The 14517-nt window shown below is 70.7% G+C and carries 12 protein-coding genes; 5 read left to right on the top strand and 7 right to left on the bottom strand.

Annotated elements, in window-relative coordinates; translation table 11 throughout:
- Position 1 precedes the first annotated feature (1 nt).
- Positions 2-550 carry a peptide deformylase gene (gene def / locus ABH926_RS50040; protein ID WP_370374480.1) on the bottom strand — a complete coding sequence of 183 codons (549 nt, stop codon included), beginning with the start codon at positions 548-550 and terminating at the stop codon, positions 2-4.
- A gap of 115 nt (positions 551-665) precedes the next feature.
- Entirely contained in the window at positions 666-3275 is a 2610-nt protein-coding gene (locus tag ABH926_RS50035; protein WP_370374479.1) for a primosomal protein N', read from the bottom strand.
- Between the two features lie 75 nt (positions 3276-3350).
- Here ABH926_RS50035 and ABH926_RS50030 point away from each other — a divergent pair, with 75 nt between their 5' ends.
- From ABH926_RS50030 to ABH926_RS50010, 5 genes are all read left to right on the top strand, one after another.
- On the top strand, positions 3351-3713 hold the full coding sequence (locus ABH926_RS50030) for a cupin domain-containing protein (RefSeq protein ID WP_370374478.1): 363 nt from the start codon (positions 3351-3353) through the stop codon (positions 3711-3713).
- Between the two features lie 119 nt (positions 3714-3832).
- Positions 3833-4471 carry a hypothetical protein gene (locus tag ABH926_RS50025; RefSeq protein ID WP_370374477.1) on the top strand — a complete coding sequence of 213 codons (639 nt, stop codon included), beginning with the start codon at positions 3833-3835 and terminating at the stop codon, positions 4469-4471.
- A 1229-nt stretch (positions 4472-5700) separates the two neighbouring features.
- Positions 5701-5940 carry a hypothetical protein gene (locus tag ABH926_RS50020; protein ID WP_370374476.1) on the top strand — a complete coding sequence of 80 codons (240 nt, stop codon included), beginning with the start codon at positions 5701-5703 and terminating at the stop codon, positions 5938-5940.
- Between the two features lie 1014 nt (positions 5941-6954).
- On the top strand, positions 6955-7767 hold the full coding sequence (locus ABH926_RS50015; protein ID WP_370374475.1) for a hypothetical protein: 813 nt from the start codon (positions 6955-6957) through the stop codon (positions 7765-7767).
- Between the two features lie 58 nt (positions 7768-7825).
- Entirely contained in the window at positions 7826-8269 is a 444-nt protein-coding gene (locus ABH926_RS50010; RefSeq protein WP_370374474.1) for a hypothetical protein, read from the top strand.
- A 45-nt stretch (positions 8270-8314) separates the two neighbouring features.
- Here ABH926_RS50010 and ABH926_RS50005 read toward each other — a convergent pair whose 3' ends face one another.
- The 5 genes from ABH926_RS50005 to ABH926_RS49985 all read right to left on the bottom strand — a co-directional run bounded on the left by ABH926_RS50005 (position 8315) and on the right by ABH926_RS49985 (position 14377).
- Positions 8315-9400: an ABC transporter ATP-binding protein gene (locus ABH926_RS50005; RefSeq protein ID WP_370374473.1), complete on the bottom strand. Its 1086-nt coding sequence runs from the start codon at positions 9398-9400 to the stop codon at positions 8315-8317.
- A 269-nt stretch (positions 9401-9669) separates the two neighbouring features.
- Positions 9670-10851, bottom strand: a complete 1182-nt coding sequence (locus tag ABH926_RS50000) for a thiolase domain-containing protein (protein ID WP_370374472.1) — start codon at positions 10849-10851, stop codon at positions 9670-9672.
- Between the two features lie 2 nt (positions 10852-10853).
- Positions 10854-11789 (bottom strand): lipid-transfer protein, encoded by a 936-nt coding sequence (locus ABH926_RS49995; protein ID WP_370374471.1) that lies wholly within the window; start codon positions 11787-11789, stop codon positions 10854-10856.
- Positions 11789-12793 carry a Zn-ribbon domain-containing OB-fold protein gene (locus ABH926_RS49990; protein ID WP_370374470.1) on the bottom strand — a complete coding sequence of 335 codons (1005 nt, stop codon included), beginning with the start codon at positions 12791-12793 and terminating at the stop codon, positions 11789-11791. Before ABH926_RS49990 ends, ABH926_RS49995 begins: the two co-directional genes overlap by 1 nt.
- Before the next feature lie 15 nt (positions 12794-12808).
- Positions 12809-14377, bottom strand: coding sequence for an acyl-CoA synthetase (locus ABH926_RS49985; RefSeq protein WP_370374469.1), 1569 nt, complete (start codon positions 14375-14377; stop codon positions 12809-12811).
- Between the last annotated feature and the right edge of the window lie 140 nt (positions 14378-14517).

Raw genomic sequence — 14517 nt, 5'->3', positions numbered from 1 at the left:
GTCAGATCGCCCGCCCGAAGGTCGCGTGCGGGGACACCTTCACGACCGGCTCGACGCCGTCGTTGGCCCAGTCGGCCAGCCGGATCGCGCGCATCGCCTTCTTGCGCCACTCGCGGTCCAGACGGTCGATGAACAGCACGCCGTCCAGGTGGTCGGTCTCGTGCTGGATGCAGCGGGCCAGCAGCTCGCTGCCCTCGACCTCCACCGGCTCGCCGTGCATGGTCCAGCCCTTGGCGACCACGCGCAGGGCGCGCTTGCAGGGGAAGGCCAGGTCCGGGATGGACAGGCAGCCCTCGTCGCCGTCCTGCTCCTCCTCGGACAGGTCCAGGCTGGGGTTCACCAGGTGGCCGAGCTCGTTGTCGACGTTCCAGGTGAAGACCCGCAGGCCGACCCCGATCTGCGGGGCCGCGAGGCCGGTGCCGGGCGCGTCCAGCATCGTTTCGGTGAGGTCCTTGACAAGGGTGCGCAGCTCCTTGTCGAAGTCGACGACCGGCGCGGCCGGCGTGGTCAGGACCGGGTCGCCGAAGAGGCGGATCGCCTGGACGGTCAAGGGTCGCGCTCCGTTCATGGGTGTACGGGATTCGGCTATCTAGTGTACGGAGCCCAGCGGCAGTGGCGGAGCGTGGCCGTTCCGCTCCCGCACGCGCACCGGAACGCCAGGGCGCTCAGCCGATCTGGACCGGGTCGATGCGGACCCGCACCCAGTCCTCGGCCTTGCGGGCGCTGCGGACGCCCTGGGCTTCGCGGACGGCCGCGGACAGGTCGCCGCCAAGCCGCCGCGGGACGCGGACCAGCGCGCGGTGCAGCTGCTGACGGGGGCGCTCCTCGACGGGTCGCGCCTTGTCGGGACGCTCCCCTCGGCCCAGGCGGTCGACGTTCTTGGCAGAACGGGCCTCGGCCTTCTGAGCGGCGCGCTCGTCCGACCTCGGGGCGTCGATCGCCACCGGACCGAGCACTTCGGCCATCTCCGGCAGCCGCAGCAGGCTCAGCTCCTCGGCGACGGCAGCCGGGGTCCCTGTGAGCTCGGCCACCCGCGCCAGCGGCGGGTAGTGCAACTCGCCGCGGTCGGTCAGCTCGCGACGGGCGTGCCACACCGGATCCCAGCGCACGAGGGCCTGGACCGGGGCCAGCCCGGGCTCGGCCATGATGACGACCTTGCCGCCCTCCGTACCCGGGCGCACCAGCGCGGCGGCGTTGAGCCAGCGGCGCAGGGCCTCCTCCCCGGAGCGCAGGTCTCTGCGGGCCAGCAGGGACCAGCCGTCGAGCAGGAGCGCGGCCGCGTACCCGCCGTCCGCCACGGGTTCGGCCCCGGGCGTGGCCACCACAAGCGCCGGTTTGTCAGAGACCTGGGACAGGACGGTGTCCTGTGCTGAGGAGATGACCTTGGTGTTCGCAAACGCCCGCCCGAGTTCCTCGGCGGTGCGCTGGACGCCGATGGCGAGCATGCGGAAGCGGTCGCCGCCGCAGGGGCGGTCGTTGAGGATGCCGTCGCAGCGCCAGCCGCCGGCGGGGCGGCCGCACCATAGGCAGGAGGCCATCGCGTGGCCGGAGGTGAGTTCCAGCGGTCCGTGACAGTGGTTGCAGCGTGCGTGTTTCCTACAGCGGATGCACGCCAGGGACGGTGCGTAGCCGCCGCGCGGGACCTGGATGAGGACGGGGCCGTCGTCGAGGGCGGCGCGCGCCGTTCGCCACGCGAGGTTCGGCAGGCGGGCGGCTGCGGCTGCGGGATCCCTTTCCTTCTCCTGTTCCTCTCCAGAGGTACGGATAAGGGGAGACTTCGCGCGGACTGTAGAGCGGAACGCAGTAAGGGGATACGCCCATCTGCTCTCTACTAGCTGTGCACCCTCTGCGGTGCACGTATAGCCGCCGATAAGGGCGGCCGCGCCTGTGACGTGTGCGCGCAGGAGGAGCACTTCGCGGACGTGCGGATAGGGGGCGCGGGGTTCGGCGTGGAGGTCGTCGCCGTCGTCCCAGACGGTGACGAAGCCCAGGTCGGCGACCGGGGCGAACATCGCGGAGCGGGTGCCGATCACCATCTTCACGTCGCCGCGCAGGACGGCCAGCCAGTTCTGGTAGCGCTTGGCGGGGCCGAGCTCCTCGGACAGGACGACGTGGTGGCCGGGGCCGGCGACCTCGGTGAGGGCGGCGTCGAGGCGGGCCAGGTCGCGGTGGTCGGGGACGATGGCCAGGGCGCCTCGGCCGGGGATGTGGAGGGGGTCGGTCGCGGTGGCGGGGCTGGCGGCGGCAGCGGGCGATGCAGGTTGCGCTCCGCCTCCGACTCCTCCTTCGCCTCCGCCTTCGCCCCCTGCCCCTCCCCCGTACCGGTCTTCGTCCAGGTCACGCAAGCTTTCGGTATCGATGTCGTAATCAGTCGGCAGATCCGGATCCGGGAGCGCGGGATCGGTCGGATCAGGCGCAAGATCAGGGGTGGCCGGATCATCCACGATCACGTCGGGATCCGCGGCAGCCATCTCCGCTTCCTCACCCACCACCGGTGCCTGCGCCGGCTCAGGTTCCGGAAACACCATCCCGTCAGTCGCCACCGCATGCATAGCCGTCGCGATCGCCGTGGCCCAGTCAGTGGCCGGCAAACAGGTCCACACCGCACGCGGCAGCTTCGGCGCCGTCTTGCGCTGAAGTGCCTTTATGAACTCGCGGCCTCCGCCGTATACGCCCCACGGCGCTCCGTCGACCGGCTTGTCAGGACTGCTATCCAGCACCTTCGCAGGAGCTTTCTCCGCACTTGCGTGTCGTGGTGGCACTGCCAGACGCAGGACGTCCGCAAGCGTTCCCGCATAGCGGTCCGCGACAGTGCGGGCGAGGTCCAGGATCTCCGGGGTCAGGACCGGCAGCGGGGAGACGACCTTCTGCAGCCACTCGAACCGGCCCGCGAAGTCCGACTCCGCGGCACGGCTGATGACGAAGCCGTCGACCAGCTGGCCGGCGAACCTCACCCGGACCCGGACGCCGGGCTGCGCTTCGGCGTCCAGGTCGGCCGGGACGAGGTAGTCGAAGGCGCGGTCCAGGTGGCTGAGTTCCAGCGCCAGGACGACCTGCGCATAGGGGAGCTCCGCCGCGGGTTCGCGCGGCGGCTTGGGCTTGGCCTGGTGTGCGGCCTGACGTGCGGATTGGCGGGCGGTGCGGCGGGCGGCCCGGCGCGGGTCGGCCGCGTCGCCCTCCGGGGTGTCGGCCGGGGTGGGGGCGTCCAGCAACGGAACCTCAGTCGGCTTGTCGTCCGGCCTTCCCTCCGTGTTCTTCTGCTCCAGCGCCTCCACAGTGTCAATTTCTACCCGATAGCGGTGACACCGGTCCTGTGGGCGGGCAGGTTCGGCGCGGATAGGCTGCCGCGCATGTCTGATGATCGCACCATTGTTCTGGGGTTCGCCGTCCCCGTCGCCGACGCCGTCCTGGAGCCCGTGGCCCTGGACCCGTCGCAGATCGTCGCCGGTACGCCCGAGGTCTCGGAGCTGGTGCTGAGCGAGTCGGCCGACGGCCGTGTGGTGCGCGGGATCTGGCAGATGACGCCCGGGGTGGTCACCGACACCGAGGCGGACGAGCTGTTCGTGGTCCTCTCGGGACGCGCGACGATCGAGTTCGCCGACGGAACGGTCCTGGAAGTCGGCCCCGGCGACGCCGCCATCCTCACCGAAGGCGCCGAAACCCGCTGGACGATCCACGAGACCCTCCGCAAGGTCTATCAAGCAACTGTCTAGTTCCCCCCAGATCACCCGTTCGGGCGCTGACATCCCCCACCCACCCCACCTATCCTGAATCCATCCATAAAAAAGGGGTTGGGATAGAAAAGGGCTCATAAACCCAAGGGGGAACCACCATGATCAACTCCTGGCTGCTCTTCGGCCACGTCATAGGCACCGTGGTCCTGGTCGCCGGCATAGGCCTGGAGGTCTACGCGGTCACCGCCGCGAACCGCGCCACCACCGTCGCCGAACTCCGCCTGGCCGTCCGAGCCGCCCGAACCCTCCCCATCATGATGCCCCTGGCCACCCTCCTGATGACCGGCTGCGGCCTGGCCCTGGTGGCCCACGACCCCACCTTCCACTTCGGCGACGCCTGGGTCGTGGCCGCGATCGGCATCGTCGTCGCCATCTCCGTCGTCGGCGGCGGCTTCAGCGGCCGCCCCGCCACCCGCCTCCTCGACGCAGCCAACGCCGCCCCCGAAGGCACCCTCCCACCCCACCTGGCCCACCTGATCCACGACCCGGTCCTCCTGGCCAGCGCCCGCATCACCGCCATAGCCGCCACCTGGGCCATCTGGCTGATGTCCATCCGCCCCCACGCAGCCGGCACCCTGGTCTCCCTGGCCGCCGCAACCCTGCTGAGCACCATCGCCATCGCCATCTCCACAACCCCCGCCCAACCCCCCGTCGGCAGCGACGCCGACGCCGCAGCCGCCGCCACCACAGGCGCTGGCGCCGGCGAAGCGGGACGACGGGCCGCCGGAGCGACTTGAGCGCCCGGCCGCTCGCCCCTCCGCACGCTTGGAGCTGGGGCTAAGCACCGGCTGCCCGCTCCCCAGCGCCCTGCCCTGAGCAGCCCGCACTCGCCGCTCGGCACCCACTGCCCGCTGCCCGACACGCGGCACCACTCGGCACTCGGCACCCGACGCCCGGCACCACTCGCCGCACGACGCTCGCCACTCGCCGCCCGGCACCACTCGCCGCACGACACGCGGTACCACTCACCGCTCGCACCACTCGCCGCCCGCCGCCCGGCACCCGACGCCCGGTACCACTCGCCGCACGACGCTCGCCACTCGCCGCCCGGCACCACTCGCCGCACGACACGCGGTACCACTCACCGCTCGCCGCTCGCAGCCCGCCGCCCGGCACCCGGCACCCGGCACCCGGCGCTCGCAGCCCGACACCGGCACCACTCGCCACTCGCCGCCCGACGGCCAGCACCACTCGCCGCTCTCCGCCCGGCACCCAATGCTCCTGCCGCTAGCCACCCGACGCTCGGAACTCAGCACCACTCGACGCCAGCCGCTCGGCACCACTCGCTGCCCGCCGCTGGACGCTCCCCGCTCGGCACCTAACGCCCCGCCGCTAGCCACCCCGGCACCGAGCACTCGCCACCTTGACGTATGCATTCGCCACTAGCGCTACGCACCCGCCGCTCGCCACCTCGCCACTCGGAACAGGACGCTCGACACTCGCCGCGTAGCACCACTCGCCGCCCGGCACTAACCGCCCGGCGCCATTCGCCGTTCGCCATTCGCCATTCGCCATTCGCCATTTGGCACCCGACGCCCGGCACTCGGCACTAACCGCTCGCCGCCACCCACTACTCGCCTCTGGACGCTCATTGAGCTGTCGCCATCCTGAAATAGCTGGTCATGAGGCTGGCATTGCAGGGTTCTCGGGTACTCGCGCTGTTGGTCGGCGGTAGTCTGCCGAGTTGATCGTCCGTCGGGGTGCTGCGTGACTGACGCGGACCCGATCGCGCCATGAGACTCACGTGCCCGGCGCGTGGATCGTGATACACCCGGACTGACCGCGCCGCCGCTCGCAGGACGCCGAGCTACCCCACCCGAACCATCCCGCCGGGAAATTCAAATCAGAACCCTGGTATACAAGCCCGGCCAGTGCGATGCTGCCAGGGAAATGTCCCCATCTGCCGGAGGTGCCTGTGATCAAACTAAGGAACACCCTTGTAGGCGCAGCAACCCTTTTCGCGGCCGTGACACTTGCCGGCACGCCGGCGTCGGCGCAGGCCGCGTCCCCGGCCGGCGGCGGAGTGAGCGCCGCCACCATAAGGGAATTCTGGGGCACCGGCGCCACCGCGTCCGCGGCCCACCTGGATGCCGCCAACAACGCCTCGGACATCGGCTGCTCGCCCATCCTGAGTTCGGGATCGGCCGCACAGCAGAGCGACGGATCATGGAAGGCCTGGATCAACGCCTGGTGCGGCATCCTCTGACACCGACGCCCCGCCGGGGGCACGGGCTTGGGCCCGCGGGGGGCCGGGCCCAAGCCCGATACGACGCGAGGCGCCCGGGCTTCCCCGTCGAGTAGGCGTGTTGAGCGCCCGGTTGTCGGCGGTGGCGCGGAGAGCTGCCAGCGGCAGGTCCGAACGTTGGGATTCGTGGTGCGTGCAATCGTCGTCAGAGTCGGATCGTTCGGCCCAGGCTGCGGTGCCCTCGACTTCGACGTGAGCGGGCAGGGTCGGCAACACCGGCGGCAGGGAAAGCGCGAGGGTCTTCTCATCGTTCGTCAAGCCCAGGCCGTGATTGAGCTCTTGCGTCATGTCGCGATCCACTATGTGGACTGGAGCGGGAACCGGCGAGGACGGCCTGAAGAGGACCGTCCTCGCCAGGAACGAGAACACCACTTGGGAAGCCCGTACCCTCTTGCGTTGCGCGGAGAACGGCGAGTAGTCCCGCGTGGCCTTGAGGTTGTTCGGATTGCTCCGGGCACTCAGCCCTGAGCGCCCGGAGCCAGTACTGGTCGCTCGACACCCGGTCACCGCCGCTCAGCACCCGACAGTGCGCACTCGGCCTCGGCATGCGGCACTCGCCACTCGGCGCTGGACATGCAGCGCTGGACATTCACGGCACTCGGCGCCCAACCGCCTTGGCACTGGACACTCGGTACTCGAAGCGTGCCGCTTGGCGGTGGGCCTCGGCGCCCGGCGCTCGACTCTGGTTGCAGGGCACTCGGCTCCCGACATCCGGACCAGGCGCTGGGCACAGGCCACCCTTCGCTCGGCACGTGGCAGGCGAGCATCGCGCTCAGCGGCTGGGCACAAAGCCCTGGGCACCCAGCACCCAGCACCCAGCACCCAGCACGGCCTGTCCCACACAGCCAGCCATGTCAGCACTTGGCACTGGTGTGCGAAACCACCATCAGCTCACCGACACCCATCCCGCTCAGCGTTCAGCCATAAGGCTCACAGCACTCGCGCATTCCTCCGGGCCCGGCCGACCGTTGAGCCATGACCACGACGCCCGAACCGCCTCCGGCCCACGACGACGAGTCCGGCGCGTCCGGCCCGACCGCCGCGGGCTCGGCCGGCGCCGGTGCCGGCGCCGGCACCGGATCCGGCGGCCCGGCAGGCCCAGCCGGCCCCGCCATCCCCGACGACCCGGCCGATGACCGCTTCGATCGGCGCATCGCGCTCGGCGTGGTCGCGGCGCTGGCCGTGGTGGGTACGGTCGGGCCGTTCGGCTGGCATCTGCTGTCCAATGTCACCGGTTCCTCGAAGGCGTCCGGTGCTGTGGCCGCCGTGGCCGCCGGCGGGGGCGGCGCGGGGTCCAACGGCGCCGCGGCCGTGATCGTCGCCACCACCAGCAGCCCCAGTGCCAGCCCCACCACCTCCGGCAGCTCCGCCGCCGAGAGTGCGAGCGCCTCGTGCGCCGCCGCCGTCGCCGGTGCCAAGACGGGCAGTGGCACAGCCCCCACCGTCAACGCGTGGGTCGTCAAGGCCGCGCCCAGCGTCGGCGCGCTGCGGAGTGACTCCGCCACGCTGAAGGCCGTCGTCGTGAGCCAGGACGCCGCGGCCGTGCCCGCCGCCGCCAAGGCCCTGTGCGACAACGTCAGTACCGCGAGTCTGCTCGACGCCAATCCCGACAGCGTCAACGCCACCGGGTGGCAGGCCGCGCTGAGCGCCTACGTCGCCGCCGCGACCGACGCTCTCGCCGGCGCCAACCACCCGGCCTACTTCCAGGCCGCCCAAGCGCAGCTCGCGCAGGGCGAACAGGAACTCGACGTGCTCACCGCCCACATCACCGCCACGGCCAACCGCTGACCGGTGCGAATGCCGACGCGGCGAACGGCCCCGGCCAGCCTCCTGCGACACTGGCCCCATGGGGCCCACCGTCGCCAGGCTCATAGCCGCATCCCTGATGATCGCCGGCCTCGCAGCCTGCGACAACGGCAACTACCACCAGTACCGCGGTGACGTCGGCACGACCGACGTCGAAGGAACCTGGACCGCCGACTGCGGCGGAACCATCCGCCTCGACCACGGCGGCGCCGCCACGCTCACCAACGTCCCCTCATACGACGAGCAGAAGATGTACACCGACCCGGCCGATCTCTACACGGGCCGAGCACGCTGGTCCATCTCACAGAACCTCGGCTGGACGTCCGACACCGAACCACCGACGCTGGATCTCGTGATCCAGAACTTCGACGACCCCCTGGAGTTCGCGGCGGTCGACGGCAAGCTCGGACTGGCCCTCGACATCGGCCCGCTGGACCGGGACTCCTACTGCGAGTACACCCGGTCCGCCCCGACCACCAGGTAGCCGGAACCGGAACCAATAGCCCGATCCCGGAATCGATACCCGGAACTACCGCCCCACTCGCAGCCCGCTCTCCCCATCAAAAAGATGTATCTCCCGCGGATCCGGCACCACCCCGACATGAGCCCCCGCCCTCGGCGCGTCGTACTCGTCGCACCGCACGATCACCGTCCGCCGCGCGCGCCCCGTACCCATCTCGCAGTGCAGGTACGCCGTGTGCCCGAGCCGTTCCACCACGCCGACCGTCGCGTAGATCCCGTTCCCCGGCGCCGCGATCGTCGCGTGCTCCGGCCGGAAGCCGACCAGCACCGACGGCGACGTCAGCGGCTGCGCCACCTCCACCGGCACCTCGAACACGTCCAGGTCGCCGATCAGGGCCCATCCGTGCTTGTACGTGCCGGGCACCAGGTTCATCGCCGGGGAGCCGACGAATCCGGCTACGAACTCGTTCACCGGGTGGTCGTACAGCCGGCGCGGGGTGTCGACCTGCTGGAGCATGCCGCGGTTCATGATGGCGATGCGGTCGCCCATCGCCATGGCCTCGACCTGGTCGTGGGTCACGTACAGGGTGGTGATGCCGCTTCGGCGCTGCATGTCGGCGATCTTCGCGCGCGCCGAGGCCCGCAGCTTCGCGTCCAGGGCGCCGAGTGGCTCGTCCATCAGGAACACGCGTGGTTCGCGCACCATCGCGCGGCCGATCGCCACGCGCTGCTGCTCGCCGCCGGACAGGGTCTTCGGCAGCCGGTCCAGGCGCTCGGTCAGGTTCAGTTCCGCGGCGATGCGCCGCACCCGGCGGGACACGGCCGAGGCCGGGGCGCCCGCCAGTTCCATGCGGAAGCCCAGGTTGCGCGCCACCGTCATGTGCGGGAAGAGCGCGTAGCTCTGGAACACCATGGCCAGGTCGCGCTCGCCGGGGGCGATGCCTTCCAGGTCCTGCCCGTCGACCAGGACCTGGCCGGTCTGGACCTCCTCCAGGCCGGCGAGCATGCGCAGCGCCGTGGTCTTGCCGCAGCCGGACGGGCCCAGCAGCACCAGGAACTCGCCGTCCGCCACGGACAGTGTCAGATTGTCAACGGCCTTGCGTTTCCCCTCCGGGTACGTGCAACTTGCGCGAATGAAATCGACTGTCGCCACACCGTCCACCGCACTTCACAAAGCCCAGGTGACCGGCCTCGGTCCGCCCCGCCGCGCCGGTTTTGAACGCGGACGTTACGCCGAGCTGAACGGTGTCGCAATACCCTTCCTCTTTTGCCCTTCTCGAAGCGCCGGACATGACGCCAAGTGCGGCATATGACCTCGGGGTAATTGTGGAATTCTCATCTTCGGGACGGCCGGGACCGGCCCGAAGACGATCCCGACGATCCCGAGACGATCCGGAACCGCCCCCCGGCCGATCCCCACTGCTACGGCTTGTTCGCCCCGACGGCCCACATGGCAAAGAATTGAGATCCGCCGCCATAAGCGTGCCCCAAAGCCAGCCGCGGGCCGTCCACGGCGGCCTCCACCTGATGCTCCCCGGCCTGGCCGCGCACCTGCTGCGCGGCCTCGGCGAAGCGGATCATGCCCGAGGCCCCGATCGGGTTCGACGACAGCACTCCCCCGGACGGGTTCCACGGGATGTCGCCCTCGAACGCGGTCGCGCCGGCCTCGGTGAGCTTCCAGCCCGCGCCCTTCTCCGCGAATCCGAGGTTCTCCAGCCACATCGGCTCGTACCACGAGAACGGCACATACACCTCGGCCGCGGCAAACTGCCGCCGGGGCTCGGTGACGCCGGCCTGCCGGTACACGTCGGCCGCGCAGTCGCGCCCGGCCCGCGGGTCCACGCTGTCCCGGCCGGCCATGCCCATCGGCTCCGAGCGCATCGCCGCACCGTGCACCCAGGCCGGACGCCGCCCGGTGGCCGCGCTCGCGGCCTGCGCGGCCCGCTCCGAGGCCAGCACCATCGCCACCGCCCCGTCCGAAGAAGGACAGGTCTCCAGATAACGAATCGGATCCCAGAGCATCATCGATTCCTCGACCATCGCCAGGTCGATGTTCGGGATCTTCAAATGCGCGTAGGGATTACGCAACGCATTGATTCTGTCCTTGACCGCGACCATCATCCCGATATTGGCCGGAGCACCGGAACGCCGTATATAGGCCCGGATATACGGAGCGAAATACCCGCCGGCGCCGACCACCAGGGAGGCGGAGAACGGCGAGTGCGTGGACAGCGCCCACGTCGCGTTCGACTCCGACTGCTTCTCGAACGCCACGACCAGCACCCGCTCGTGCACCCCGGCCTGCACCTGCGAGGCCCCGACCAGCGTGGTCGAGCCGCCGACCGAGCCGGCAGTGTGCACCCGCATCATCGGCTTGCCGGCGGCGCCCAGGGCGTCGGCCAGGTACAGCTCGGGCGTGGCGACGCCCTCGAACATGTCCGGGGCCTTGCCCAGGACCACCGAGTCGATGTCGGCGAAGGTCAGCCCGGCGTCCTCCAAGGCCCGCAGGGCGGCCTCGCGCACCAGCCCGGCCAGGGAGACGTCGGCGCGCTTGGTGCGGTACTCGGTCTGGCCGACGCCGATCACGGCGCAACGGTTACCCATGCTCACCGCTCCCCTTCGAGAACACATACGAGGTTGTGCTGCAGGCACGGCCCGGCGGTGGCATGCGCGAGGACGCGCGCCGCGCTGCCGTCGTGGATCCGGGCGGCCGCCTCGCCGATCCGGATCAGCCCGGTCGCCATGATCGGATCGGCCTTGCGCGGGCCGCCGGAGGCGTTCACCACCGTCTTCTCGTCGAGTCCCAACTCGTGGCGCAGCAACGTTTCCTCGTGCTCGAAGCGCGTGTGCAGCTCCGCGAACTCCACGGGTCCGGCGCCCACGCCGGCCTGCTGCGCCGCCAGGCGCGCCGACTCGCTGCGTGCCAGGTCCCGGGTCCCGATCCCGTGGGCTTCGATGCGGTGGTCCAGCCCCCGGATCCACGCCGGCCGCGCGCATGCCCGCCGCGCCACGTCGCCGGCGGCCAGCACCACCGCGGCGGCGCCGTCCGTGGCCGGGGGCGGCGTGGGATCCGGGTCGACGTCGAACCCGGCGTCCTTCAGCACCCGGGCCTGGAGCCCGGCCATCGCGACGTGTCCCGGTACCAGCGGCGCCAGGTAGTAGGGGTCGTATCCCAGGGAGCTGATGCCGACCTGGTCGCCGACCGTGCCCTTGCCGAAGCCGTACACCAGGGCGACGTCGACGTCTCCGTGCTGGATCCGCACCCAGGCCTCGTACAGCGCCCAGGCCGCGTCCTGCTCGACGTGGCTCTCGGCGATCGGCGGCCACGCGCCGATGGTGTCCAGCGCCGCGACGAACGAGAACGGCGTGCCGACCAGGTAGTCGTTGGACCCCGAGCAGGTGAAGCCGATCTCGGAGCGCTTCAGCCCGGTCGCCCCGAGCACCTCGTTCACCAGCGGCATGACCAGGTCCGCCTCGGTCCACCCGAGGTCGGAGAAGCTGTGTTCGCTCTGCGCGAAGCCGACGACCGCGACGTCCCTCATCACACGTACTCCTCAAACCGCTCGAACGGGACGTCGGGCTCGCCGGTGGGCGCGAACCACTTCAGGTTCTTCACCGACCGCGTCCGCTCGGCCTCCGGCACCCACACCGCCCGCACCCGCATCCCGATCCGCACGTCCTGCCACGGCACGTCGGAGATGAGGACGAGCATCGCGATGTCGGCGCCGTCCAGCAGCACGTACCCGCTGATGAACGGCACCTCCGGGGCGCCGGCCGCCGGCACGTTGTTGACCGCGAACGTGGTCAGCACCCCGGTGTCCGGCAGGTCCACCCACTCCGTCGCGGGCAGCCCGTCCGCCGGGCACGCGCCGCGCGGCGGGACGTAGACCTTGCCGCACGCCGTGCACCTCGTCGCGCGGATCCGCCCCTCGGCCATGCCGTCGATGAAGTGGTTCCACACCGCCCCGGGGCGCAGCCGGTACTCCAGCCGGTGCGGCAGCGTGACCACCGAGACCGGTTCGAGCTCTGCCTCCCCTGCCAGTGCCGGCACCTCGGCCGGACCTTCCCCGGGCACGAAGCAGGCGATGTCCTTGACCGAGCCGGTGCGCTCGGCGCGCCAGGTCGCGTGCACCCGCATCCCGGTCGCCATCGCCTCCTTCGAGCCGCTGTCCACGGCGTGCAGCATCGCGGTGTCCGCGCCGTCGGGCTTCACCAGCGCCCAGGCGAAGGGCCGGTCCAGCGGATGGTCCGGGCGCGGGGCGTCGATCCAGGTCCAGCTGGTCACGGTCCCGGCCGGGCCGACCTGGACCCAGTCCTCGTCGGCGGCGCCGAGGGCGGCCGCGGTGACCGGGTCGTACTCAGTCGGCGGGATCAGGACCTTGCCGTCGGGGGTCTTCACGCCGTAGATCCGCCCGGAGCGCAGGCCGGTCAGGAAGCGGCCGATCACCGGGCCGGTGGAGCGGGTGTAGCCGCCGGGGAACTCCAGGACGTGGACGGCGTGCCCGTCAGCGGACGCGGCCGGTGTGGGCGCGGTCTGAGTCGTCATCGTCGGCCCCGCGCCTCAGATCGCGCTCTGGTGGCCGGCCCAGTACGGGTCGCGCAGCCGCCGCTTGAACAACTTGCCGTTGGGCTCGCGCGGCAGCTGGTCGATGAAGTCCAGGGTCTTGGGCCACTTCAGCCGGGCCAGCCGGCCGTCCAGGGAGCCGATGATCTCAGCGGCGAGCTCCTCGGAGCGCTCGTACCCCTCGTTGAGCTCGACCACGGCCTTGATCTGCTCGCCCCAGTCCTCGTCCGGGATGCCGAACACCGCGACGTCGCCGACCGCCGGGTGGCGCAGCAGCTCGCCCTCGATCTCGGCCGGGTAGATGTTGACGCCGCCGGAGATGATCATGTCGATCTTGCGGTCGCACAGGTAGAGGAAGCCGTCCTCGTCGAAGTAGCCGATGTCGCCGACGGTGAAGAAGCCGTCGCGGCGGTTGGCCTCGGTCTTGGCCTTGTCGCCCTTGTACTCGAACTCGCCGATCATCATCTTCATGTAGACGGTGCCGGGGGTGCCCGCGGCGACCTCGTTGCCGTCGTCGTCCAACGCCTTGACCTCGCTGATCGGCCAGGCCTTGCCGACCGTGCCGGGGTGCGCGATCCAGTCCTCGGGGGTGGAGATGGTACCGCCGCCCTCGGTCGCGGCGTAGTACTCGTAGATCACCGGGCCCCACCAGTCGAGCATCGCGCGCTTGACGTGCTGCGGGCACGGCGCGGCGGCGTGGATCGCGACCTTCATGGAGGACACGTCGTAGCGCTGCTTCACCTCCTCCGGCAGGTGCAGCATGCGGTGGAACTGGGTCGGGACCATGTGCGTGTGCGTGGCCCGGGTCCGCTGGATCATCTCCAGCGTTCCCTCGGGCGTCCACTTGTCCATCAGCGCCAGCGTGTGCCCCATCTGCAGCGCGTTGCCGCCGAACTGGGTGACCGCGGTGTGGTAGTTCGGCGAGGTGACCAGGTGCACGCCGTCGCCGCCGGGGGTGATGCCGAAGAAGCCGGGCAGGACGGTCCCCAACTCGGCCATGTCGTCCGGGTCCTGGCCGGACAGCGGGCGCCGCACGCCCTTGGGCTTGCCGGTGGTCCCGGAGGTGTAGTGCATGGCGGTGCCGTAGCTGCGGCCCTCGGGGTTGTCGGTGCTGTGGCCGGCGCGGAACTGCTCCAGCGGCGTGAAGCCGGGGATGTCGCCGCCGACGCTGATCAGCGCCTCCTTCGGCAGCCCGTGGCCCTCCTTCTCCAGCTCGGCGACGGCGGCCAGGCCGATCTCGGCGAAGCGCGCGTGGCAGAAGAAGGCCTTGGCCTCGGCGTCGTGGACGATGTAGGCGACCTCGGGACCGGCCAGGTGGAAGTTGATCGGGGTGTAGTACCACGCCGCCTGCAACGCGGCGGCGTAGATCTCGACCATCTCCACCACGTTGGGCATCAGCAGCGTGAGCCCGTCGCCGTCGGCCATGCCGAGGGCGCGCAGCGCGTGCACGGTCTGGTTGGCGCGCGCCAGGACGTCGCCGGCCTTGTGCTCGCCGCCGGCTTCCTCGATGACGGCGGTCCAGTCGGGGTTGGCTTGCGCGATTCTCCAGAAACCCAGCCCTGCCATGCGCGACTCCCGCCTTCTGACATCTGATGGATCGTCAGTAGTGGAGTACAACACGGCCCCTGAGAGGCTGCAAGGGTTTCGCGGGGCAGAACTAGAACGAGTTCTCGTTGGACCGTCACGGCTCGCCGACGGCTCGCTGA

Source organism: Catenulispora sp. GP43, assembly GCF_041260665.1.
Taxonomy (GTDB): Bacteria; Actinomycetota; Actinomycetes; order Streptomycetales; family Catenulisporaceae; genus Catenulispora.
This window is presented reverse-complemented; position numbering and strand designations above follow the sequence as displayed.

Bases quoted from the DNA above. Each gene is read 5' to 3' on its own strand.
- ABH926_RS49995 (WP_370374471.1), bottom strand. From the start codon at position 11,789: ATGAGGGACGTCGCGGTCGTCGGCTTCGCGCAGAGCGAACACAGCTTC.
- ABH926_RS49985 (WP_370374469.1), bottom strand. From the start codon at position 14,377: ATGGCAGGGCTGGGTTTCTGGAGAATCGCGCAAGCCAACCCCGACTGG.
- ABH926_RS50030 (WP_370374478.1), top strand. From the start codon at position 3,351: ATGTCTGATGATCGCACCATTGTTCTGGGGTTCGCCGTCCCCGTCGCC.
- ABH926_RS50025 (WP_370374477.1), top strand. From the start codon at position 3,833: ATGATCAACTCCTGGCTGCTCTTCGGCCACGTCATAGGCACCGTGGTC.
- ABH926_RS49990 (WP_370374470.1), bottom strand. From the start codon at position 12,793: ATGACGACTCAGACCGCGCCCACACCGGCCGCGTCCGCTGACGGGCAC.
- ABH926_RS50010 (WP_370374474.1), top strand. From the start codon at position 7,826: ATGGGGCCCACCGTCGCCAGGCTCATAGCCGCATCCCTGATGATCGCC.
- ABH926_RS50015 (WP_370374475.1), top strand. From the start codon at position 6,955: ATGACCACGACGCCCGAACCGCCTCCGGCCCACGACGACGAGTCCGGC.
- ABH926_RS50000 (WP_370374472.1), bottom strand. From the start codon at position 10,851: ATGGGTAACCGTTGCGCCGTGATCGGCGTCGGCCAGACCGAGTACCGC.